The organism is Algoriphagus sp. SE2 (assembly GCF_039563885.1).
Taxonomy (GTDB): Bacteria; Bacteroidota; Bacteroidia; order Cytophagales; family Cyclobacteriaceae; genus Algoriphagus.
This window is the reverse complement of record NZ_JBCLWJ010000007.1, coordinates 171,884-193,769: the sequence shown is the minus strand read 5'-3', so window position 1 is coordinate 193,769 and position 21,886 is coordinate 171,884. Positions and strand designations below refer to the sequence as shown.

The following is a 21,886-nucleotide window of genomic DNA, read 5'->3' as shown; positions in this document are numbered from 1 at the left end:
ATCTTTTCATGAAAGAAAGAGAGAGAAAATTACCCAAATTCACTTTGGGAGTTGAAGAAGAATATCAGATTATAGATCCGCAAACCAGGGATTTAAAGTCGCATATGTCAAAGATTGTGGAGGGGGGTAAGATCCAATTGAGAGAACAGGTAAAAGCGGAAATGCATCAATCTGTCGTTGAAGTTGGAACAAATGTTTGCGAAGATATTTCTCAAGCTAGAAAAGAAGTTTCCTTTTTGAGAAATAAAATATTTGAATTGGCCCAAAAGCAAGATCTTATTGTAGGTGCTGCAGGAACACATCCCTTTTCTAAATGGCAAGATCAGGAAATCACAGATGATACACGGTATCATGAAATTGTAAATGAGTTAAAAGACATTGCTCGTTCTAACTTGATTTTTGGACTTCATGTACATGTAGGAATCGATAATCGGGATATTGCTCTTCAATTGATGAACCAGGCATGCTATTTTCTTCCACATATTTATGCTTTGTCAACTAATTCACCTTTTTGGGAAGGAAGAGATACGGGATTTAAAGCTTTTAGAGCTAAGATATTTGCGAAGTTTCCGAGAACTGGTTTACCTGAGTATTTTGATTCTGTACAATCCTATGACAATTTCCTTGAAATTTTAGTTAAGACCAATTGCATTGATAATCCCAAGAAAATCTGGTGGGACTTGAGAATGCATCCATTTTTCAGCACAATAGAATTTAGAATTTGTGACATGTGTCTCACGGTGGACGAGACAATCTGTATTACAGCATTAATTCAGGCTGTTGTTGCTAAATTATACAAGCTACTTATTAGTAATACGAGTTTTAATATTTACAGAATTGCCTTAATAAGAGAAAATAAATTTCGTGCGGCGAGAAATGGAATAGAAGGTAAACTGATAGATTTTGGCAAAAAAACAGAAGTGCCAACAAAAGATTTGATAATGGAATTGCTTGAATTTATTGATGATGTGGTGGATGAGTTGGAAAGTAGAGATGAAATAAACTATGTCTACCAGATGCTTAAAAATGGTACAGGAGCTGATCAACAGCTTGCGGTATTCAAAGAAACACAAGATTTATCTAAAGTTGTTGATTTTATAACTGGGAAGTTTAGGCAAGGGATTCATTCCCTTTGATTATCTTTGTAAAAGTTTTAAAGAAGAAGAATCGTGCGTAAGAAAAAGATAAATCTGGCAATCTTGGACATGTATGATGGAGAGGTCAACCAAGGTATGCGATGTATCAAGGATATTCTAGATAGGTTTTCGGATCAGATTTCATACAGAGTTTATGATGTAAGAGGGAAGTCAGAGTTACCGGATATTTTGGAATATGATTTATATATTTCAACTGGAGGACCAGGAAGTCCACTAGGAGGTGATGGGAATTGGGACCTCAAGTATTTTGATTTACTCGATCAAATTTGGATATGGAACCAAAACCATTCACATAAAAAGTATATTCTATTGATTTGTCATTCCTTCCAAATGGCATGCAAACATTTTGGGTTAGGACAACTAAGTAAAAGAAAATCCACCTCTTTTGGAGTTATGTCTATTCACAAAACCCAAGAAGGTTTAAATGATCCCTTGTTTCAAAACTTGGATAATCCATTTTGGGCTGTAGATTCAAGAGATTACCAAGTTTTGCAACCTAACCATAAAAAATTCAACCTATTAGGTGCTAAAATTATAGCTCTGGAGAAAATCAGAACCCATGTTGAATATGAGAGAGCAATTATGGCAATTAGGTTTTCGGAAGAAATTATGGGGACTCAATTTCACCCGGAGGCAGATCCAGTAAGCTTTCTGGCTCATTTGAAAAAACCAGAGGTGAGAGAAAAAATTATTGCAACGAAAGGCAAGGCTAAATTCAGAACAATGCTTGAGCATTTGGTAGATGAAAATAAAATCTATAAAACGAACGAAACTTTGATTCCTAATTTTTTAGAGCAATCTATAAGGAAAATCAAAACAGCTAAAATGCCTACTCTTATTTAGATTTTATGATCCCTCCTTTAAGAGAAAAATTTAATGCAGGGTTTTCGAAAGACAAGTATGATACTTTCCTGAAAGAAATAGCCAATGATTTTGGGTATGCTCCCACTTTCAGAATTGCGGAAACTCCTTTTTTCATTCCTAATGATTTGAAGAGTAAAATTCTGGAGGCTTGTGATCAAGTGGTCTCTTTTATCCAAAAGCCAGATTTCAAAGAAATTACGCAAAGATCAATTGATTTAAATATTTCTGTTCCGAATGAAGATGCTCATACACAGTTTATGGCAATAGATTTTGGCGTTTGTGAGGAGAAAGGAAAAATTGTACCTAAGCTCATTGAAATTCAGGGGTTTCCATCAATTTTCAACTTTCAATATAATCTTCTCAAAAAGTTTCAGAGTTTTTACCCATTTATTGAAAATACCACGCCTTACTTAAGTGATTTAGATGACGCGTCATACCTAGAATTACTCAAACAAGTGATAATAAAAGATCATAGGCCAGAAGAGGTGGTCCTACTTGAAATCGAGCCTGAAAAACAGAACACTAAAATAGATTTTTACTATTGTAAAAGAGATCTAGGAATACCAATTGTTTGTGTTACCGAAGTTATAAAGGATAATAAAAAGCTTTATTACATCAATTCCGAAGGAAAGAAAATCCAAATAAAAAGAGTTTATAATAGAGTGATTTTCGATGAACTGGATTTGAGAAAGGACTTAAAACTTGCTTTTAGTTTTGAAGATGAGTTGGATATTGAGTGGGCAGGTCATCCCAATTGGTATACAAGAATTTCAAAATTCATTTTACCATATCTCCATGGGCCGTACTTTATTGAAAGCAAATTGTTAAGTGAAATAGAGGAAATTCCTAAGGACTTAGAAAATTATGTTTTGAAACCTTTGTTTTCTTTTTCAGGAAGTGGTGTGAAATTCCATGTAACTCTGCAGGATATAGAGGAAGTCAAAGAAAAGGACCTATACATTCTTCAGAAGAAAGTGCATTATGCACCAGTTTTGAAGTCTCCTGAAGGCAATGTAAAAGTAGAAGTGAGGATTTTAGCACTTTGGCCTGAAGAGGAACCTAATCCTATTTACGCTGGTAATTTAGTAAGACTTAGCAGAGGAGAAATGATCGGTGTTAAATTCAATAAGGATAAAGATTGGGTTGGGGGTTCATTAGGATTGTTTGAAAAAGAAAAAGCCGGATAACCGGCTTAATTACGGGTTCCAATTTTCAGGGTCTTTCCTCCAGGATTCCAGAGATTTAAGAGTTTCATCAGTGATGTATTTTTTCTCTATTGCTCTTGGAAGTAAAGCTTCATAGTGACTTAAACATACCAATTTTACATTGGCATTTTTAAAATTAGTGGCTGCGATATCAAAGCCATAGCTGAAAATGGCAACCATTCCTAATACTTCAAATCCTGCCTTCCTTAGGTCTTTAACTGCCTTGAGGGAACTACCACCTGTAGAGACTAAATCTTCTACGACTACTACCTTTTGTCCTTGAGTCACCTTTCCTTCTATCATATTCTCCATTCCATGACCTTTGGCTTTTGATCTTACATAAATAAATGGAAGATCTAAATCATTTGCTATAAGTGCTCCTTGAGGAATACCAGCAGTTGCAACTCCTGCAATTGCTTGTGCATTTGGAAAATGATGCATTACACTTTTAACTAATTGTTCTTTAATCAGGTTTCGTACTTCGGGAAATGATAAGGATAGCCTATTATCACAATATATCGGTGACTTCCAACCTGATGCCCAAGTAAAAGGTGAATCCGGTTTAAGCCGAATTGCTTGAATTTCCAGTAATTTATCAGCTACTTCAGCAGCTACACTCGAGTCTAATATTTCCATACCCCAAAAATAAGTGATAAACTTTGTGGAAGGTTGTTGCTGCTGAATTTTTTATGCATTTTTGATCTAAACAGAAAAATTAAGACTCAGCTTTTTATGAGAATTTTTGTAAACGACAAGCCATTAGACTTACTCTCGTATGAAGAGCTAGACGGTAGAAAAAATTATGAGTCTATTTATCATCAGGCAGATGAATTGCTAAATCAGGTGCAATGGAATGACGATGTGCTGTTTCATGAGCCATCCCATGATTTGATTATCAAAATTCTATATGTCTTAAGAACTCGGAAATTAAAGGACCTTGATTCCATTACTTTAGTCACAAAAGATAAATCTACTTTGAAGAAATTTGTAAAAAGTAGGTTCATGATCATCAAAGCTGCAGGTGGGGTAGTAACAAACCAGAAAAATAAAGTTTTACTGATTTTTAGATTAGGGAAATGGGATTTTCCAAAAGGTAAATTTGAAAAAGGTGAAACTCCCGAGCAATGTGCTGTGAGAGAAGTAGAGGAAGAATGTGCAATTAAGGTCAGATCAAAAAAACATCTTTACAATACTTGGCATACCTATACTCAAAATCGGAAAAGTATTCTTAAGAAAACATACTGGTATGAAATGGAGTGTATTGATGATAGAAATATGACTCCCCAAAAAGAAGAAGGAATTGAAGATATCAGATGGTTCTACGAGCCTGATGCCAAAATCGCTTTGGTTAATTCATATCCATCAATGAGGTTTCTATTTAAGCAATTCATTAAAAATCATCCGAAACCTCATATTTTATAAGGAAGGAATTCTGTAACATCACCCCCGTATCGATGAACTTCCCGAATCACTGTTGAGCTAATTGCTGCAAATGGGGGAGATGTAATAAGGAATACAGTTTCTAAATCTTCATTTAGGTATCGATTCATTTGGCAGATCGTATTCTCATATTCAAAATCAGTAGTGTTTCTCAACCCTCTGATTAAATAACCTGCATTATGTTTTTTTGCTAGGGTAGAAGTCAATTCATTGTAAACAACCACTTTTACTGCATCGATACCCTTATAAACCTCCTGTATTTTTTCCACCATCATATCGATATCAAAATATCGATTTTGCTTCGTGGAGTTATAGCCTATTCCAATGATTACCTCATCAAAAAGTTTTAAACTTCTTGTGACAATATCATGATGCCCCATAGTGAATGGGTCAAAGGAACCAGGAAAAACGGCTGTTTTTTTCATTGTTAGTCAAATTGCCAGTAGGTCTCAAACAATCCTCCTGATTTTAAATGCTTAAACCCGTGTGAATAGTTTTGATTTGAATGGGGTGTCTTCACCCTGAAATGATGGAAATATGCCATACCCCAATCCTCTGTAATCTCATGCTGGCTAGAAGCGCCAAAAACACTTATTCGAACATGGTTCTTGTCGTAGTTCAACTGGGCTATAAGAATACTTACATACTTCAAAATATCCTCTTTACTTTGAATTTCAAAAATATTAAAGACCGTTAATTCTTGATCAGTAAAAGCTGCTGCATAAAAATAATGATCTAGAACGCAAACTAGAATTTCTTGACCAATTAGATTGAAGCGTTCTTTGAAAAGGTAAGATAGAAAGGAAGTAGCTCCATGAAAGTAGCTTAAATCTGAAAATCTGGACTCTAAGGATTTTTTGGTTTTTTCAGAAAGAAAAGAAACGAGTTGAATGTTATTGCTGTCAAGAGCATTGGCAAAATAAAAATTATTGTCTTTTTGTTTTCCTACAAAGGAAAGATAGGTGTCTTCTTTTCCTGGTGAATATAAAACCCCAGGTACAAGACTGAATTCCAACTCATGGGTAAAAACTTTTGTGGGTATATCCAATCTTAGAAACTCATCAGAAACAAGCAAAGAATCTAAGTTTTCGCTATTCAAATTTTTGTAATAGTGAATGGCTATGTTAGCCTGGTTTTTGTCTTTGGCAAAAATGGCTACAGAATTAGGGAATAAAAAAAGTGATAAGCCAGTGGTGTCCGCCACATCAAACTTATCACTTTTATATACTTTGAGATTGTTTTCCAAAATCCGTAGGGATTATTTCCAGTTACCTTCAGTAGAAGCGTCTGTTCTGGAACCTACTTTTAAAGCTTTCTCATTGTTGTTAAGTCTTCTTTCAGGGTTAATTGGAGCAGGATCTCTTATTTCAAATACTGCAATTTCGTAATTGTTTCTTTCGATCTTATCTGCGAAAAATTCAAATCTCTTACCTCCTGAACCTGGAACTACTGCTAAAGCCTCTAAATTGAAGTCTGGATACTTTCTTTCGTTAAATAAAGAATCAAGTACATTTACAGAACCTAAGGTATCAAAAGTAACAGTAGTTTCTTCTTTACCATATTCCAATAATTTGGTTGTTTCAGTTCGCTGTACAAGCCAGATTTTTCCTTCCTCGATAAATTGCTTTAAGCTGTCCCAATTGTCTGCATACTTTCCGTTTGCAGCTTGATAAGCCAATTCGGCATCACGTAGCATTTGGAGTTTCTCAATAATTGCAGCTTCAGTCAAAGCAATTCTTTTCTCAGTTTCCACTACATCATCTACACCTTTCCAAAGAAGGTAACCAAGACCTAGAGCAGCTAAAAGGAAGACAAAGGATAATACTTTAGTTAGATTCATTTTGATTAAATTTTAAATCAAGGTAAGGTTGAAGGTTTTTATAACGTGCTATTTTATGGAAATATTTTCAAAATTAAAATATCCTTTCCACAATCCTAACTCCTCAAGTGAATTTATTCGCCAAAAGATTTGATGAAGGGAGTCCTGAGGCAGTGAACGGATATCTTCTATACTCATCCAGGCTATTTCATTTAATATCTGGAATCGTTTACTAAGTTCGGGATCTTCTCCCAGTTTTAAACTACCTCCCGTGGATTTTAAACTAAAAAAATGCTCCATTGCATGCAATGGAGGGTCTAAAAACTCATGAACGAACAAATATTTGTGAATTTTAACATTTAGGCCTGTCTCTTCTCTAAATTCCCTGATTAAATTTTCTTCTGCATTTTGACCATAAACCATTCCACCCCCAGGAACAGACCATAAGATCTTCCCTTTTCCCATCAGATGTTTCACCATCAATAATTTATTATTCTCAATTAGAATCCCATTTACCCGAATCCTTAAATGATTTCCAAATTTTGACTCTATTTCCTTGCTGATTTCGTCTTTTGACATTTACATTAGCTTATATGCCTAAAGATAATCAGCACATACCAAAGCCATCGGATTTATTGGTCAAAAATTTTCCTTTTACACCTACTCTGGGTCAAAATGAATTTTTTAGAAAAATGGATCAATTCCTAAGTTTGGAGGCTTCCACTCAGCCCACTTTTGTATTAAGAGGGTATGCAGGTACGGGGAAAACTTCTGTGATTTCCGCTTTGGTAAAAAGTTTACCCCGGCTAAACATGAGAGCTTTGCTATTGGCCCCTACTGGAAGAGCTGCAAAAGTTATGGGGAATTACAGTAAAAGGGCGGCTTATACGATTCACAAGATTATATATAAGCCGAAAGGAGAGGACGGAAGTTTAGGTTTAGGATTCATACTTCAAAAAAATTACTACAAGGATACCGTATTTATAGTAGACGAATCCTCTATGCTGGCAGATGATGGTGGGATGTCCGGGAACTTACTTGGAGATTTAATCCGATTTACTTTTCAAGGTTCAGGAAATCGTATCATATTGGTTGGAGATACAGCACAATTACCTCCTGTTGGAAGTGATTTTAGCCCTGCTTTAGAATCAACCTATTTACAAAGGCATTTTCGTTTGGATGCAGATCAAATAGAGTTAACTGAAGTAATGCGCCAGAAACTTGAATCAGGAATACTTTTCAATGCCACAAATCTTCGAAATGAGCTAAAAAAGGACCCTCCCAAAATTCAGATTACAACCAATACTTTTAAGGATACTTTTAAGATGACCGGTGAGAGGTTAGAGGATGGGTTGAGATATGCTTACGATAAATACGGGACAGAAAATACCACGATCGTTACTCGTTCCAATAAAGCTGCCGTTCAATACAATTTATACATTCGTCAAGTCATTCATTTTTTTGAAGATGAAATCAGCACTGGGGATTTGCTGATGATAGTTAAGAATAATTACACCTATATGGCTGAATCCGAAAAGGTAAACTTTTTGGCCAATGGGGATATGGCTGAGGTGATGAAAATCAGGTCATTTGAGGAATTGTATGGATTCCGTTTTGCGACATTGGAATTGAGATTATTAGATTATCCAGATGAGCCACATTTTGAGGCAAAAGTCATCTTGGATACACTTTATTCTCCAAGTCCATCTTTAACTAGGGATCAATACAGAAGCCTTTACCAGCAGGTGTCGGAAGATTATGCTGATGTAGCGAGCAAAGTTGAACGGATGGAACTAATCAGAAAAGACCCCTATTTAAATGCACTTCAGGTTAAGTTTGCTTATGCTTTGACTTGCCATAAAGCTCAGGGAGGACAATGGAAAGCCGTTTTTGTGGATCAAGGCTATGTGAAAGAAGACCAGGTGGATAAAGATTTTACGAGATGGCTCTATACAGCTATCACTAGAGCTACCGAGGAACTTTATTTAGTGAATTTTAACCCCATGTTTTTTGTTAAGGCAATGGATGAAAATACCTTAGAGTAAGGTCTTTATCCTTTTTTGGCAAGGTATTTAAGTTAAGATAACCCGATAGCTTTCAAATCCGTTATTTGATGCTATTTGAAAAAAATGAATATTTGAAGATCGTAATAAAGTAAAATCATGAAAAAATTAGCAATCCTATTTAGTCTATTTGTCTTCACTTTAGTTTCCCATGTAGATGCACAAGAAGCTGCTGGAGCCGCTATTACCTTTAAGGAAAAGTCAGTTGATTTTGGAGACATAACACAAGGGGATAAAGTTTCGCACACCTTTGAGTTGACCAATACTGGAAATGGGCCTTTGATCATCTCAAACGTTGCAGCAACCTGTGGTTGTACTGTTCCAAGTTGGCCAAAAGATCCAATTCCTCCAGGTAAGTCGGCTGAAATCAAAGTTTCTTTTAATTCGGCCGGAAAAATGGGAAAGCAAAATTCGGTCGTTCGAATTTATTCAAACGCATCAGAACCTATAGAAAAAGTGTCTCTGATTTCTAACGTTCTTCCAAAAACGAAAAAATAAAATTCAAATTGAAGCCTCCTGATTCGCGGGAGGTTTTTTTTGTGTTGATTTTCAGATAATTCTAAATCAACTCTTTACACTTTTTCAAAGACCAACCTATAATGCTCCATGATTTCTTTTTCAAAACAGACACGATTTGGGCTCACTTTAAAAACTTCTATCTGATGTCTAAATTCTTTATCGGTAAAATATCTAGGAAGTAGAGAAGCATAGAGCCAATACTTTTTTAAACTAAATTTTCTAAACTTCTTTCTCCATTGACCGATAGTTTCAATATAATCGAGCCTCCCGCTACTTTGAGAAATGAGTTTAAATCGGGGTTCAGCATTCCTTATCACCATTTCGGGTCCATATGGAAGCCAAGATCCAGGAAATTCTTTTATCATTAATGCCAAAACATGTGCTGCAGATCCCTTTTCGGCAGTTACGTCTATATCTTCGAAGTCTATCATATTCTTACCAAAGGTCATGGTTTGCATGTAGAATCTTCCTCCTTTTGGCAATAGCGCATCTAGAGTTTTAAAAAAATCGCTGTAAACCTGCTCTTGTTTGCCTGCTTTCCATTCTTCTACCGAACAGAAATGCTCCAACCCACCTATGCAGGTAATAGCATCAAAAACACCAAAATCTTCAGGCTTAACGGTGCGGCAATCCTTTACTCTCACATCCATCCCATTTTTATTGCATGCTTTTGCTTGCCCTTCAGAGAGGGTTAATCCTATAGCAGAAGCCCCTCTTTCTTTGGTGATGTAATTGATAAATGGTCCCCAGCCGCAGGCCATATCCAGTACTTTACTGCCTTTTTTAATGTGAAGGCTGTCAGCAATAAATTTATGTTTAGCCTCTTGGGCTTCTTCTAGGGACATTGAAAAATCACCATCATATTTAGCTCCACTATAATCTCCTGTTTCTCCAATGCTTAGGCGAAATATGTTGTCTATAGTAGTGTATGTAAAATCTAAATCCTCTTTGTTTGCCATTTTCTTTTATTTAGGTAAAACTGATTAGCATTGGAAGCATCATATCCTACTCTTAGGATTCGCTTTGGGTGAAGATCTTCCTTTGCATAAGGTAGACTAAAAAGATGGTCATTCCTATGACAGATCAATCAGTCAAAAAATCTTAAATCTTATGAATCGAATTATTAGTGATTTAATTAAGATCAATTTTTAAATAATGTTGATTAAGGTGGTATTTTAAATCACTTCAAACAATTACCAGGGTGATTCTTAATTTATTTTTTTGGACTTAAGACTATTTTATCTGCAGAAACAGCTTCTACTTTATCTCGCGAATAATAAACAGGAAAGTATTGATCTTTTGCCCATGGCTCGAATAGGTTACTATAAAAAGGGCTGTCAGGATTGCCTGATTGACCCGGGCCATTGGTTCCAACAGTAGCATCCCAGTCTCCTGTATTTACGATAATCCGAAAGGAAGCACCAGAGCTTTGTCTATTGTTTCCCCCTGTCGAACCTGGTGTATAAGAATTTCCTCCACGTGGTAAAGGGCCAACATCTAATTTTGCTTTAAGCTCTTCGTTTACCAATCCTCCTAAAGCATGCGCCATATAGGTATGCTTGAATTTCTCTTGGCCATATTGCCAATTGTTCATGTTCTCACCAAGCCTTTCTTCAAGATAAGCTATCCCATTTTGAAATGACTCTGCAAGAAATTGATCTCTCCCTAGACTTGGGTTGAATCCAAATCTTCTGTCAGGAGCAATAATCCAATCTAAGATCTTTTGCATCTGAATGCTTCCTAATATTTCTTTGCCAGAATCTGGAATAAATCTGGATGCTGCAAGACTTCGTATCTCGTTTTCCCATGCCACATAAATCGCAGCTTCAATTGAGTTAGGTTCTAATTTGTAATCCCATCCACGAAGTTTTTCCTTTGCAGCAGCAACTTTATCTGTGAATGGCAGATCTAATAAATAAGGAACGAGCGTCCTAGCCGGAATGGAGAGGTAATCAACCTGAAGATCCATCATGTCCTCCATAGTAAATTTTTTTCCCGAGCTAAGTACTTCTTCAACTCTATCTCCACGAAAAGGATCAGCCCAGGTAAATCCAATAGCATCCCAATGCTCATAATCCTCTGGTGTAATATTCTGATTTGCAGAGGCGAAATATCCTACGGAAGGATTTTCAATATTTGGTTTTTGAATTATGGGTAAATAACCATCCCATTCGTATCTTCCATCACCCGGAACCGGGACAAGACCACTAAAATTCCTACGAATAGGAGCAATGCCAACTGATTGCCAGCCTATATTTCCTTCCTTATCTGCCCAAATCATATTTTCACCCGGAATATGACTGTAATTACAGGCTTCACGGAACTCTTCCCAAGTTTTTGCCTGATCCATACGCAGGGAAGCTAAATAGGGTGAACCTCCGGGTTCCAGCCATGCACATCGAACTGCATATGCTTTATTATTTACAGAATCCACATAGGTGACGGGGCCATGCCGGGAATAAAAAAGGTCAACTTTTACATCTTCTTTTCCTTTTACTTTGAATGTCTCCGTAATGACATTCATTTCCTCCCATTCTCCTTTGTACAGGTACTGCTGATTATTCTCTGGATTTAATTCATAAACATATAAGTCCTCCCCATCTGTTTCAAAAACAGTAAGTCCCCAAGCTCCATATTCATTATGACCAATAGATATCCCGGGAATTTCAGGTTCACCTCCTCCTATGACATTCCATTCCGGAGCCACCAAATGGACCATATATCTCAAAGAAGGAATCGCTATTGTCCTATGTGGATCGTTGGCCATATAAGTATTTCCATTCTCCGTAAGTTCGCCACTCACTACCCAATTGTTACTTCCTATCGAAAAAGATGCGTCATTATCTTCAATTAGTGTAGCAACAGAATTCTCTTTTATTGAGTCCCGATACTGGGGAAGGATATCACTTTTCTTGAATTGAACTGGCTTTCTGTATGCTTTATATAATTCTAAAATATCATCGAAAAGCAACTCTTGGTCAATGACCGGATCAATACTCAGATCCGGTTCTTTTGGATGAAACCATGAGAGATCCTTGACCTTATCGACTCCTAATCTGGCCACAGCTTGCCCAATTTCTAATTCCTCCTCAATATTTCCCAAAAGCCCTTGATGCCTTGAAATCACAACATCTGAAGTCCATTTTTCAGGTACGATATTGAGAATCTTAAATTCGATCGGAAGCTGATCCGGTGTTGCTAGGATTTCTTCAATGTAGGCATTTACTCCTTGAGTATAAGCATTTATGATTTCTTCACCGTCTTCATGATAATGATTCAATTCCTCTGATAAATCACCACGGAATTTAAAAAGCCGGGTACCTATATCTCGCTTCAATTCTCTTTCTCCTAAAATCTCTGCCACTGTTCCAGTGGCTTGTCGCCTCCATATTTCGAACTGAAAAAGTCGATCTTTTGCGGCTGCATAGCCTTGGGCAAAAAATAGATCATGTTGGTTTTTTGCATAAATGTGATTGATCCCCCACTCATCTCTGATTATTTCGACAGGTTCTTGCAATCCATTGACGATGAGTTTATTGTTATTCGCTTGCTCACAAGCATAAATACTAATTGCTATTAAAAAAGTGAGCATTAATTGGGACAATGTCTTTCTCATAAAATCGGAGTTTTACCTACCTCTTTGGGCATTGGGGTAATGCAAAATAATGAAGCTCATTCTTTGTATTTGAAGATAAGCCTCAATCAATTTATGAAATTTTTTGACATAACCTTTAGGTACTTAAAGGACAGGAGCCTTAGAAATAATTGAATTTTCCTTTAGCGTAGTTTGAAAATAAATTAAAGTAGCCAAAAAAGGTTGCTAAGAATTTCGGGTGTGGGTTTCAATGATTCTTTGACTATCAGTTTTTACTGCTTCATTTTTTCGATGTCCCCAGATTTTTTTTCGGGCATTTTTGCCCCTTTCTTCCAGATCGATTATCGGAAGAGGGTAGTCTTTTCCAATTTTCACTCCACAGAAAGACTGATCCATCTCAGTCATTCTCCATGGTTCATGGATATGGTTTGTAGGCACATTTGCTAATTCCGGAACCCATTTTTTAATAAATATTCCTTTCGGATCGTGATCTTTCGATTGTTTCACTGGATTATAAATCCGAATGGTATTAATCCCCGTTGTACCTGCCTGCATCTGAAATTGTGGGTAGTGAATTCCTGGTTCATAATCTAAAAATTGATTGGCCAGATGGTAAACCCCTTTTCGCCAATCTTGATCTAGGTGATGGCATAGGAATGAAACCAACATGGCTCTCATTCGGAAGTTAATCCAACCAGTTGCAGTCACACATCTCATAGTAGCATCTACCAATGGATAACCCGTTTTCCCTTCTTTCCAAGCATTAAGAAAGTTTGGGTTATCGTCCCGCTCAAGTAATTCATATCCCCGGTTAATGCAAGTATGTTCGTATTCACATTCCACTTCAAATTTTTGAATGAAATGACAGTGCCATTTTAGTCGTGTGAGTATACCTCCGAAAGATCGTTTGTACTTACTGAAGTTATCGTGATTCTTGATGTATTGATAAGCTTGTTTGATACTGAGAGTACCCCAGGAAAGATATGGGGAGATTCGTCCGCAAGATTTTCTGCTTTCTGTTGGTTTGGAAATATGAAAGCTATAATTGGCACCTCTTTTATCTGTAAAGGATTTGAGATATTTCCAGGCATTTGATTCTCCGGCAGGCTGAAATTCACCCGGATAATTCTCAAGTTTGGATTCAAACTCTTTACCTGATGGACAAGGGTGATTTAAGGGAGGAAGATTATTCTTACTGAACGTATTTTCAATGATTGGTTGGCACATTATTGAATACCAACTTTTATCCCAACCAGCTCGATTCCGAATGCCTCTGATCACTCCATCTCTTTGAAATTCCCTCCACTTGATTCCCTTTTTGAGTAAAATCTTCTTTACATTTTTATCTCTTTCCCATGTCTTCTTTACACCACTTTCTTGATAACTAAAGAGCTGCCTGACTTCATATTTCTGACAGATATAATCAAGTGCTGGTTCAAATTCTGAGTAGAAAACATCTACTTTTCTATTATATATTTTTAATGACCGATTTAACTCTTTTATGGAATGGTAAATGAACTGCAAATGTCGCTCTGAAGTATCTGGGAGGGAGATTATGGAAGGTTCAAAAAGGTAAATGATCAAATAGGGGAGTCCAGCTTTTTCAGCTTCTCGCAGCGGTTCATGATCTTGCGTGCGCAAGTCTCTTTTAAGCCAGACTAGATTGATTTGGGTCACTTACAAAAATCTTATTTATTGATTTAACTGTAAGTTTTTCTCAGTGTTTAAAGGAGAGCAAATAGTTTTTAAGCTTTCTAATGAGGGTGTCAGTTTTTATCATTGGTTAGCGGTTTCTGATAATGAAGCATAACATTTTAAAATATGAAACGGTTGGGTTTTCGGGCTGCGTTCTTGTCCACCGACAAGAATACTGAAAAGGGAACCAGGTCATATTAAACCACTGAATACCAACTGTTTTATATTGTTTACTGTATGCTGTTATTCTATTTCTGATATTTCACTTGGCCTCCAAGTCTTTTCTATCCAGGGTTCAAGTGGTCCGTAAATCCTGAGCGCAACAAACCAGCTTTTCCCCGGTATGGTTTGTAGCCAGTTCTTTTCAAATCCATCTGGAGCCTTGGGGCCAAAATAAATGTCAAATGAACCATCACCGTTCATTTTGATGCCCTCTGTTTGGCTGCCGACCGTAGGATAGGCCTGGTCTGTTTGAAGCATAGAACGTGTTTGTGAATCGTAAATGGTTACTGCCCAGAAATCCTTTGCCGGGGGCTGAGGGGGTAAGTGCAGTTTATAAGTTTTACTTCCATCAAAGGGTAGCTTCTTGTCATCTACAAAGGCAATACCATAGTCTGAACCCTTTCCCGGAATGGTTGCCCCCATGGCAGGAGTAACGCCCGTATAGGGATAATGGAACATGACACGCGCATCTGAATTCATGGTTTGGCCGTCATCACCATTGAAAAAGACGTTCTTGTTGACCCATCCCGTTATCCAAGCGCTTTCCGTGTCGGGATAGATCTGAACACCCTTCATATTAGCTAGGTTTCCGCTGGTTCTTGGGTACCAGACAATGGATCGTGCTGTTGCGTTTCCGATGGCCACCGCATCAGTGAGAATCCGTTTCATCCGTTCGTCAGGATTAAATTCTTTCCCTTTTTCAATTCCGATGCTCGCCAGTAAACCACGGGTTTCTGGATCAATCATCTCCAGGGGCTCTTCCTGTATCACTTCATTCACATGATAATAAAAGTTAATGTCGTTGTCGTGAATCGTGTTAAATGACTTTCCGGTGGCGTTCATAAATTCCATAGGCTTTGGATTTTCCTTTTCACTCAAGGGATACACTTTTAGGTTTTCCTTGATGTTGGTTACGGCATTTTCCAGGCCTTTATCAATTGAACCACGCATGAAGGCCCAAACCCGAAAGGTTTTCGATTGGACAACGAAATAACCCTGAGGGACCTCTCCCTCATAATCCGGAGGTAAAAGGAGGAATTTGCCGCCCTGTCCCTTATCCGGTCCAAAGGGGCCTATGTCACCGATGTACCTGAACCAAGCGTCATTAAACGCACCCAACATGCCAGCGGGAATTTCCAAAACCATTGGCCCCAGGTCCTTCATGTTGATATAGGGTGTTGCATACAAAGTGTTGGTGTTGGCAGTTAGATAGAGCGGTTTAGAATCCATCAAACCTTCTGTTATCATCACTTTGTTATAATCTGATACACCGATTTCTGCAGGCCCTAACATCATTTGCCGTACCGAAGCAGCTGGCATAGCCTTTAAAAAAGCATCCACTCCTCGCATCCTATCCAGATTTTCATAGACCAATTCGGCAGTCTCCGGCAAAGGAGCACCATCCTTAAAATGCAAGGTTCCTATTGAAGTGGACACCTCATTTGGCGTTGTAATTCCAGCAGGAATTTCAGTGGTCTGCGCATAGGTGGCTGGCGCTACTTTTTGGCTTTTACCACCATCATTTTTTTCCTGACAGCCGGTGAATACCGCCAGAAGTGTTATGCTTAGTATTCCGAATTTGAATTTTCTCATTTTGTTTCTTTTTAGGGATATACTAGAGTTAGCTGGTAAGGCATCAAGCCGCTCTTTGCAGTGATTCACCTTGTTTATCTTTTTATTTATGCTACTTCTGCGGTACGATTCCGGGTGGCACCCATTCTTCGATTATGACACTTTCTTGGGGTATGTAGAATCGCAATGCCACTTTGAACAATCCTACAAGAAGTCTTTTCATATTATTCAGTTTTTGAGATTTTATGATCACATTTTTACATAAAAATTAATCCAAATATCGAATGTTAATTTTATTAATCTTCCCACTAAATTTGAATGGTGCCCGATCATAATAATCCAATGCAACGGGCGAGCCCAAATCTTCTCCCACATCAAAGGTTTCAAAAGCAGAATGTTGGGCTGGCACTGATCTTTCTATACGCCCCTGACCTACTTGCTCCCCGTTCACCTTTAAAGTTATTGTTGCAGGCGCCATGCGTTCCTTGGAATCATATTTAGTTTCAACTTCAATCTTTACTTTACCTGTTGCAATAGCTGATTCAGAGGCTATTTTATATCGGTCAAGGGTCATGGCATTGTATTCAGCTTTTAAAATACCCTTGTCTAAATAAACCGTGAATCCGGAAGCAATTCCTCCCAGGGCAAAGAACACACCTTCAGAATTTTTGTCAATTTCAGCATCAATGACAGCCAGGGTGGATCGTCCACTTACAAACTTGGGAGCCATAGCTTCGGGAATTCGGTTCTGTCCCACATAAAAAGACCATTCAGTTAGTGGAGAAGACGGCAATTCACTCGGATTGAAAAACACAGTATACATAGAGGCACCAATAGGATAAACCAGGTTCTCGGTGGCTTCTTTGTCAAACAAATCTTTTAACTCCGCCAGTTTTTCCGGATACTCATTGGCCAAATCTTTTGACTGAGAATAGTCTTCTTCCAGGTTATAAAGTTCCCAAACTTCTTTGTCTGGTTCCCAATTCATTACACCGGACAAATCTACACTCCAGGGAGCTCGTGGACCAAAAGTGCCGGCAAACCAACCATCATGGTAGATACCCCGGCTTCCTAAAATTTCAAAATATTGAGTAAGTTTTTTGGTTTTTTCTTCGGGCTGATCAAAGGTATATTTCATCGATACACCGTCAAGAGCTTGTTGTTCAAAACCATCCACAACACCCGGAGGATTAATATCCAGAAGATCATAAATAGTTGGAGCAATATCGTTCACATGATGAAATTGTGAACGTACTTTACCGTCGTGTTTAATTCCTTTTGGCCAGGAAATAACCAATGGAGTTCTGGTTCCCCCAAATTGTGCCGCAACCAGTTTAGTTCCCTGAAACGGAGACGCTCCTGAATAGGCCCAACCATGGTGGTACATATTCTCAAGTTTTGGCCCTCCCAAAGCTTCCAATCCTCCAAAGTCTCTTTCAAGTACTTCCAACTGCTGTTCTACAGTGGACGGCATTCCATTCTGGGCTAACAATTCACTAATGGTTCCATTCATACCTTCAGCGGAGGGTCCATTGTCAGAATTAATATAGATGATAAGAGTATTCTCCAGCAGCCCTTGATTTTCGAGTTCATCTATCACCTTACCATATTGAACATCAGTATGCTCTAGGAAACCTGCATAAATTTCCATCAAGCGGATTTGAAATTCTTTTTGTGATTCGGGAACATCACTCCATTTCTGCATCCCTTTAGCTAATGGGTTCAATACTGCATCCTCCGGAATCCATCCCATTTCTTTTTGTTTTTCAAAGGTCGTTTCTCTTAAAACCTCCCAGCCTTCATCAAATTTGCCGTCGTACTTTTCTACCCACTCTTCAAAAATCTGGTGTGGGCCATGCACAGCCCCGGGGGTGAAATACATAAAAAATGGCTTGCCGGGTGAAATGGTGTTGCTGGTTCTCATCCAATCTATGGCCTTTTCTGCCATATCCTCTGTCAGATGGTACTTAGGGTGGTGAGGTGGATTTATAGGATTGGTGTTTTCAAACAACATAGGCTCATACTGTGAGTCTTCACCTGCCAGAAAGCCGTAAAAATAATCAAAGCCCAGTCCTGTCGGATACCTGTCAAAAGGACCCAGTTTAGTGATGTCGGTTACAGGAGTATTATGCCATTTGCCAAAAGCGGCTGTGTTATAACCATAATACGAAAGTACCTGGGCCATAGTAGCAGTGGATTTAGGAATTAATCCAACATAGCCATCCCAATCAGAAGCAAGTTCCGCAATTTGCCCGGCTCCAACACGGTGATGGTTTCGACCGGTTAGCAAAGAAGCCCTTGTTGGTGAGCACATGGCTGTGGTATGAAAAGCATTATACGCGATACCCGATTCAGCCAATCGCGTCATGGTTGGCATGTTTATCGGCCCCCCGAAAGTCGATGGATTAGAAAAACCGGCATCATCCGTCATGAATATTACAATGTTGGGAGCATCATCAGGAAGATGATTTTCCGCTTTTCGCCATTGATGCTTGGAGTCCTTCAATGTTTTACCGGTCACACTTGCTTGTGGTGGTTCCGGGAAAGGCAAAACACTTCCATCAGAAGGATAATCAGAAACAGTTAGAGGTTTTTGATTTTGAGTGCAAGAAAACACAATACTTGCTATTAATATAAGCAGTGATAATTTTTCCACTGCTATAAATAAGGATCTAATTGAATTTTGTTTCATAGGTATTGTATTTAGTGTTTATAATTTCACTGCCTTGGGCGCCTTCCACGTTTTTATCTTCTCCATGTCCGGCACATAGATCCTTAGAATCAGGTCGATTTCCTCATCTTTGCGGTTAATGGGCAGCCAGTTTTCTTCGGGAACACCATTTGGTTTTTCTTCTGCAACGTAGATCTCAATACCACCTTCACCATTAAGTTTAAAGCCGGCATTCTCGCCCACACTGTATTTTTTTCTGTCGTTGGGAATAAAAAAGCCATTGGCCTTATCGTAGAGGGTTACCGACCAGAAAGCCTGATCCGGAGGCAGTTGGTCTTTTGTCATTTTTACCACATAATCATTCATGGCGTTCAGGGGTTCGCCATCAGCTGAAGTAATATTCGGATACATGGCTTCTTCCATGGGCAGTCCAATAGGTCCGATTATCGATACCGTGATAACAGTTTCCAAGTCGGTTACCCCTTTTGGTTTAAACATCTTACGTGCAATGGAGGCAAACAGGTCTGGATCGGTTAGTTTTCCGAGGTATTCGGCTTGAATATTTTCTGCCACCTCCCGGAATTTTTTTCCGTCGATCTTAATGTCTTCAGCATTGTATTCACCGCCGGGAACTATACCCAAAGGCTTAAAGGCTGCCAATACCGCCTGGTCTTCAGGATCGCTAACATCAAATGAAACATGATTGAACACAAACTGCATCACTTCCAGTAAGTTATTCTCAAAAACATCTAAATCGGTCTTTCCAACCTCCGGAAAGGAGATTTCCTTTGCCATTTTTGGCTGATTGCCATTATATTCTGAAAGTGTCTCAATTTTTATGGTTCCAATGGTTTCAACGATGCGTTTGAATCGCTCAGTATCGTTGGCATGCGGCATAATACGCAGTACGGCTGATACAAAATCTCCTGATGTTTTGTAAATCATATCTACTCCCGGCACCTCTTCTCCGCTGTATCCTTCTGTCCTGTCGGAATAAAACAGGATTTTCTCCGGTTTTTGAAAATCTCCCTTACGCGTTGCTTTGGGTACATCCACATAATGATCATAGGCCGTAACCATTAAGGACACGTACTTGGAATCAAAAGCAGGCAGGTACATAATTACGGGTTCAGCCTGCAAATCCAGTAATGCGCTGGCGTAAAAACTGTCGTTGTTGGGGCGTGCAATATCCCTCATCGTATGATCTTTCAATTTTGTGTCAGAATCCACGGTGTTCCAGCCACCTGCTTTCATGGCAAACTTGTTGTTGACATTATACATGGCTACATATTGATACGAACGCTTAACAATGTTTTCTATTTGATCATCTGTCAGGATAGCTTCCCCGTTGTCATCAGTAGGAATGGTTTCTTTTTTTGCTGACGAACAACCAAAAAAAAGAAGGATTAAAGTAATTGAGAGAATGTCTTTAATAAGATATTTCATTTTTAGTGTTGATTTAATTTAAGATTGGATCAATTAATTCGCCACTGGAATTAGATAAATTGGTGGATCATCAGACAAATAAGCATCATCCGCCGGACTAAGCAGGTTGTAGTCCATCAGAGATCGAAGCCCCTTGACATATTCCTCCCCCCGTTCTGAATATTTTGTTAATTGCCCAGCCAGGATATGTCCTGTAATTTTCTGATCCTTTGTTCGAAGTTCGGCTCTTTTAGAGCGCAGGCTGGTATAGGCTTTGTGCGTGTTCAGATTAAGCATATAAGCGCTTATGGATTGTTGAAGGGTTTCAAAAGTCGCTATCCCGTAATTCCCTAATTCTTTCCTTTGCTTTTCAGGTGTGATCGCATTTTCACCCCATGTCCACTGTCCGTATAGGGCATTGCCTTTGTCGGCAAATTTGGAAGTTCCCCAACCACTTTCTTCAGCAGCTTGGGCCAAGGCAAGTGATAGGGGAACAATATCTACTTTTTCCCAAAGTTCATCCAGTGTGGAAGTAGTTATCCCGTTTTCATTTAGTTCGACCTTATATAGTTTGGCAAGTTTCAGAATCCATTTATTATCATCATCACTCATCTTATTCTCATTAAATGAAAGTCGAATGTTTTTCAAATGGTTTCTATCAATCATGATCAATTCATTGGCTCTTAAAATCATTGGGGCTAAACCTCGAAAAAACATTCTTTTTTTATTGTCAGTAGTAATTTCCTTGGAGGTAGTTTGGCCCCATTTGTCACCGATAATCGGAAGGTAAATTCTGGGAATCTCACGGATTCCAGCTTGCCATGATTCTGGGGTATATTGATGTTTTTCAAACAAGTCAAGCATATCTTTATAAGAGCTGACTTCAATATTGGTAGCTCCTTCAGTCTTTTCCAGAGTGAAGGTATAATTCTTTGGATTTGAATATATTAGGGAGTCCATGCCATTGGTCACCTCGTTTGAAAGAGTAATGGCAGTATTCTTGTCCTCTTTGATATCTGCACATGCCATTGATATGGATGACAAACAAATAAACACTAGAATATACAGTCTCATACGTTATAATAATTAAGTTTTAAAGTGATTTTTAGAATTCACTTTATTTCATTTGTTTACTGAAAACTTTCATGATTCTAAGCATTCTGCCGCTTTGGTATTACCACTTTCATTTTAGGAACAGAGACTTCATGATTACAAATAGTTTACAATAGGGAATCTCTAATTCATATAATTCTAACACCTTTGCTTCGCCTATTGATTGAATCAGTCTCATCCTCAAAATATTCTCCTATCAAATCGCTGACACTGATCAATAATTAAGGCTAAAGGAGGTTAAACTTACCTTTGGTTAACGTGAAAGGATATTAGGAATTTATTATTAACCACCCTTGAATGTACTCATTATTATATACTTATAACATGATTGAAATCATAAAACATGATGTTCTATTTCATATAGTTTCCTTAAAAAAAGGTGAACTTATTCTAATTGCTAAAAGAGTTAATTTTCTTTCTTTTTTACATCTTCACTATTTTATCCCCCTTATCAATCGTTGTCGGGTGGTGCTTCAGATTCTTTTCTTAGATTTTCAAACCACTTGCCATTGCTTCAGGAGATTGC

Annotated in this window: 18 protein-coding genes; 6 read left to right on the top strand and 12 right to left on the bottom strand. The window is 38.2% G+C overall.

What is annotated here, in order from left to right; translation table 11 throughout:
* The first annotated feature begins 8 nt into the window (after nt 1-8).
* The 3 genes from AAGF08_RS10885 to AAGF08_RS10875 are packed head-to-tail and all read left to right on the top strand — an operon-like array spanning nt 9 to nt 3,208.
* Complete coding sequence (locus AAGF08_RS10885; RefSeq protein WP_343511192.1) at nt 9-1,136, top strand: carboxylate-amine ligase; 1,128 nt, start codon at nt 9-11, stop codon at nt 1,134-1,136.
* A gap of 33 nt (nt 1,137-1,169) precedes the next feature.
* A complete protein-coding gene (locus AAGF08_RS10880) occupies nt 1,170-2,000 on the top strand; it encodes a GMP synthase (protein ID WP_343511191.1) in 831 nt (276 codons plus the stop codon).
* A gap of 5 nt (nt 2,001-2,005) precedes the next feature.
* The gene (locus AAGF08_RS10875; protein WP_343511190.1) at nt 2,006-3,208 is read left to right on the top strand and encodes a hypothetical protein; all 1,203 of its coding nucleotides are present in this window, start codon (nt 2,006-2,008) and stop codon (nt 3,206-3,208) included.
* 9 nt (nt 3,209-3,217) lie between these two features.
* On the opposite strand, the gene pyrE is transcribed toward AAGF08_RS10875, so the two are convergent.
* Nucleotides 3,218-3,862, bottom strand: a complete 645-nt coding sequence (gene pyrE / locus AAGF08_RS10870) for an orotate phosphoribosyltransferase (protein WP_343511189.1) — start codon at nt 3,860-3,862, stop codon at nt 3,218-3,220.
* A 96-nt stretch (nt 3,863-3,958) separates the two neighbouring features.
* Here pyrE and AAGF08_RS10865 point away from each other — a divergent pair, with 96 nt between their 5' ends.
* Nucleotides 3,959-4,648 carry an NUDIX hydrolase gene (locus tag AAGF08_RS10865; RefSeq protein WP_343511188.1) on the top strand — a complete coding sequence of 230 codons (690 nt, stop codon included), beginning with the start codon at nt 3,959-3,961 and terminating at the stop codon, nt 4,646-4,648.
* On the opposite strand, the gene coaD is transcribed toward AAGF08_RS10865, so the two are convergent.
* From coaD to AAGF08_RS10845, 4 genes are read right to left on the bottom strand one after another with little or no spacing between them, the layout of a single operon-like run.
* Nucleotides 4,636-5,091: a pantetheine-phosphate adenylyltransferase gene (gene coaD, locus AAGF08_RS10860; RefSeq protein WP_343511187.1), complete on the bottom strand. Its 456-nt coding sequence runs from the start codon at nt 5,089-5,091 to the stop codon at nt 4,636-4,638. The genes AAGF08_RS10865 and coaD overlap by 13 nt on opposite strands.
* Before the next feature lie 2 nt (nt 5,092-5,093).
* Entirely contained in the window at nt 5,094-5,912 is an 819-nt protein-coding gene (locus tag AAGF08_RS10855; protein WP_343511185.1) for a DUF3822 family protein, read from the bottom strand.
* Between the two features lie 12 nt (nt 5,913-5,924).
* Complete coding sequence (locus AAGF08_RS10850) at nt 5,925-6,506, bottom strand: hypothetical protein (RefSeq protein WP_343511184.1); 582 nt, start codon at nt 6,504-6,506, stop codon at nt 5,925-5,927.
* Between the two features lie 48 nt (nt 6,507-6,554).
* Nucleotides 6,555-7,064 carry an NUDIX hydrolase gene (locus AAGF08_RS10845; protein ID WP_343511183.1) on the bottom strand — a complete coding sequence of 170 codons (510 nt, stop codon included), beginning with the start codon at nt 7,062-7,064 and terminating at the stop codon, nt 6,555-6,557.
* A gap of 14 nt (nt 7,065-7,078) precedes the next feature.
* Here AAGF08_RS10845 and AAGF08_RS10840 point away from each other — a divergent pair, with 14 nt between their 5' ends.
* Together AAGF08_RS10840 and AAGF08_RS10835 are read left to right on the top strand one after the other, a co-directional pair.
* Complete coding sequence (locus tag AAGF08_RS10840; RefSeq protein ID WP_343511182.1) at nt 7,079-8,530, top strand: AAA family ATPase; 1,452 nt, start codon at nt 7,079-7,081, stop codon at nt 8,528-8,530.
* A gap of 117 nt (nt 8,531-8,647) precedes the next feature.
* Complete coding sequence (locus tag AAGF08_RS10835; RefSeq protein WP_343511181.1) at nt 8,648-9,046, top strand: DUF1573 domain-containing protein; 399 nt, start codon at nt 8,648-8,650, stop codon at nt 9,044-9,046.
* Between the two features lie 74 nt (nt 9,047-9,120).
* Here the strand turns inward: AAGF08_RS10835 and AAGF08_RS10830 are convergent, their stop codons facing one another.
* The 7 genes from AAGF08_RS10830 to AAGF08_RS10800 all read right to left on the bottom strand — a co-directional run bounded on the left by AAGF08_RS10830 (nt 9,121) and on the right by AAGF08_RS10800 (nt 21,321).
* Nucleotides 9,121-10,026 carry a class I SAM-dependent methyltransferase gene (locus tag AAGF08_RS10830; RefSeq protein ID WP_343511180.1) on the bottom strand — a complete coding sequence of 302 codons (906 nt, stop codon included), beginning with the start codon at nt 10,024-10,026 and terminating at the stop codon, nt 9,121-9,123.
* Between the two features lie 254 nt (nt 10,027-10,280).
* The gene (locus AAGF08_RS10825) at nt 10,281-12,683 is read right to left on the bottom strand and encodes a penicillin acylase family protein (protein ID WP_343511179.1); all 2,403 of its coding nucleotides are present in this window, start codon (nt 12,681-12,683) and stop codon (nt 10,281-10,283) included.
* 204 nt (nt 12,684-12,887) lie between these two features.
* Entirely contained in the window at nt 12,888-14,339 is a 1,452-nt protein-coding gene (locus tag AAGF08_RS10820) for a deoxyribodipyrimidine photo-lyase (protein ID WP_343511178.1), read from the bottom strand.
* A gap of 261 nt (nt 14,340-14,600) precedes the next feature.
* Nucleotides 14,601-16,172: a DUF1254 domain-containing protein gene (locus AAGF08_RS10815; RefSeq protein ID WP_343511177.1), complete on the bottom strand. Its 1,572-nt coding sequence runs from the start codon at nt 16,170-16,172 to the stop codon at nt 14,601-14,603.
* 247 nt (nt 16,173-16,419) lie between these two features.
* Nucleotides 16,420-18,843 (bottom strand): arylsulfatase, encoded by a 2,424-nt coding sequence (locus AAGF08_RS10810; protein ID WP_343511176.1) that lies wholly within the window; start codon nt 18,841-18,843, stop codon nt 16,420-16,422.
* 18 nt (nt 18,844-18,861) lie between these two features.
* Nucleotides 18,862-20,268 carry a DUF1214 domain-containing protein gene (locus AAGF08_RS10805; protein WP_343511175.1) on the bottom strand — a complete coding sequence of 469 codons (1,407 nt, stop codon included), beginning with the start codon at nt 20,266-20,268 and terminating at the stop codon, nt 18,862-18,864.
* A gap of 33 nt (nt 20,269-20,301) precedes the next feature.
* Nucleotides 20,302-21,321 (bottom strand): glucosaminidase domain-containing protein, encoded by a 1,020-nt coding sequence (locus AAGF08_RS10800; protein WP_343511174.1) that lies wholly within the window; start codon nt 21,319-21,321, stop codon nt 20,302-20,304.
* Between the last annotated feature and the right edge of the window lie 565 nt (nt 21,322-21,886).

Bases quoted from the DNA above. Each gene is read 5' to 3' on its own strand.
- AAGF08_RS10885 (WP_343511192.1), top strand. From the start codon at position 9: ATGAAAGAAAGAGAGAGAAAATTACCCAAATTCACTTTGGGAGTTGAA.
- AAGF08_RS10875 (WP_343511190.1), top strand. From the start codon at position 2,006: ATGATCCCTCCTTTAAGAGAAAAATTTAATGCAGGGTTTTCGAAAGAC.
- AAGF08_RS10805 (WP_343511175.1), bottom strand. From the start codon at position 20,268: ATGAAATATCTTATTAAAGACATTCTCTCAATTACTTTAATCCTTCTT.
- AAGF08_RS10865 (WP_343511188.1), top strand. From the start codon at position 3,959: ATGAGAATTTTTGTAAACGACAAGCCATTAGACTTACTCTCGTATGAA.
- AAGF08_RS10830 (WP_343511180.1), bottom strand. From the start codon at position 10,026: ATGGCAAACAAAGAGGATTTAGATTTTACATACACTACTATAGACAAC.
- AAGF08_RS10840 (WP_343511182.1), top strand. From the start codon at position 7,079: ATGCCTAAAGATAATCAGCACATACCAAAGCCATCGGATTTATTGGTC.
- AAGF08_RS10835 (WP_343511181.1), top strand. From the start codon at position 8,648: ATGAAAAAATTAGCAATCCTATTTAGTCTATTTGTCTTCACTTTAGTT.
- AAGF08_RS10815 (WP_343511177.1), bottom strand. From the start codon at position 16,172: ATGAGAAAATTCAAATTCGGAATACTAAGCATAACACTTCTGGCGGTA.
- AAGF08_RS10810 (WP_343511176.1), bottom strand. From the start codon at position 18,843: ATGAAACAAAATTCAATTAGATCCTTATTTATAGCAGTGGAAAAATTA.
- AAGF08_RS10800 (WP_343511174.1), bottom strand. From the start codon at position 21,321: ATGAGACTGTATATTCTAGTGTTTATTTGTTTGTCATCCATATCAATG.
- AAGF08_RS10845 (WP_343511183.1), bottom strand. From the start codon at position 7,064: ATGTCAAAAGACGAAATCAGCAAGGAAATAGAGTCAAAATTTGGAAAT.
- AAGF08_RS10825 (WP_343511179.1), bottom strand. From the start codon at position 12,683: ATGAGAAAGACATTGTCCCAATTAATGCTCACTTTTTTAATAGCAATT.
- AAGF08_RS10850 (WP_343511184.1), bottom strand. From the start codon at position 6,506: ATGAATCTAACTAAAGTATTATCCTTTGTCTTCCTTTTAGCTGCTCTA.
- pyrE (WP_343511189.1), bottom strand. From the start codon at position 3,862: ATGGAAATATTAGACTCGAGTGTAGCTGCTGAAGTAGCTGATAAATTA.
- coaD (WP_343511187.1), bottom strand. From the start codon at position 5,091: ATGAAAAAAACAGCCGTTTTTCCTGGTTCCTTTGACCCATTCACTATG.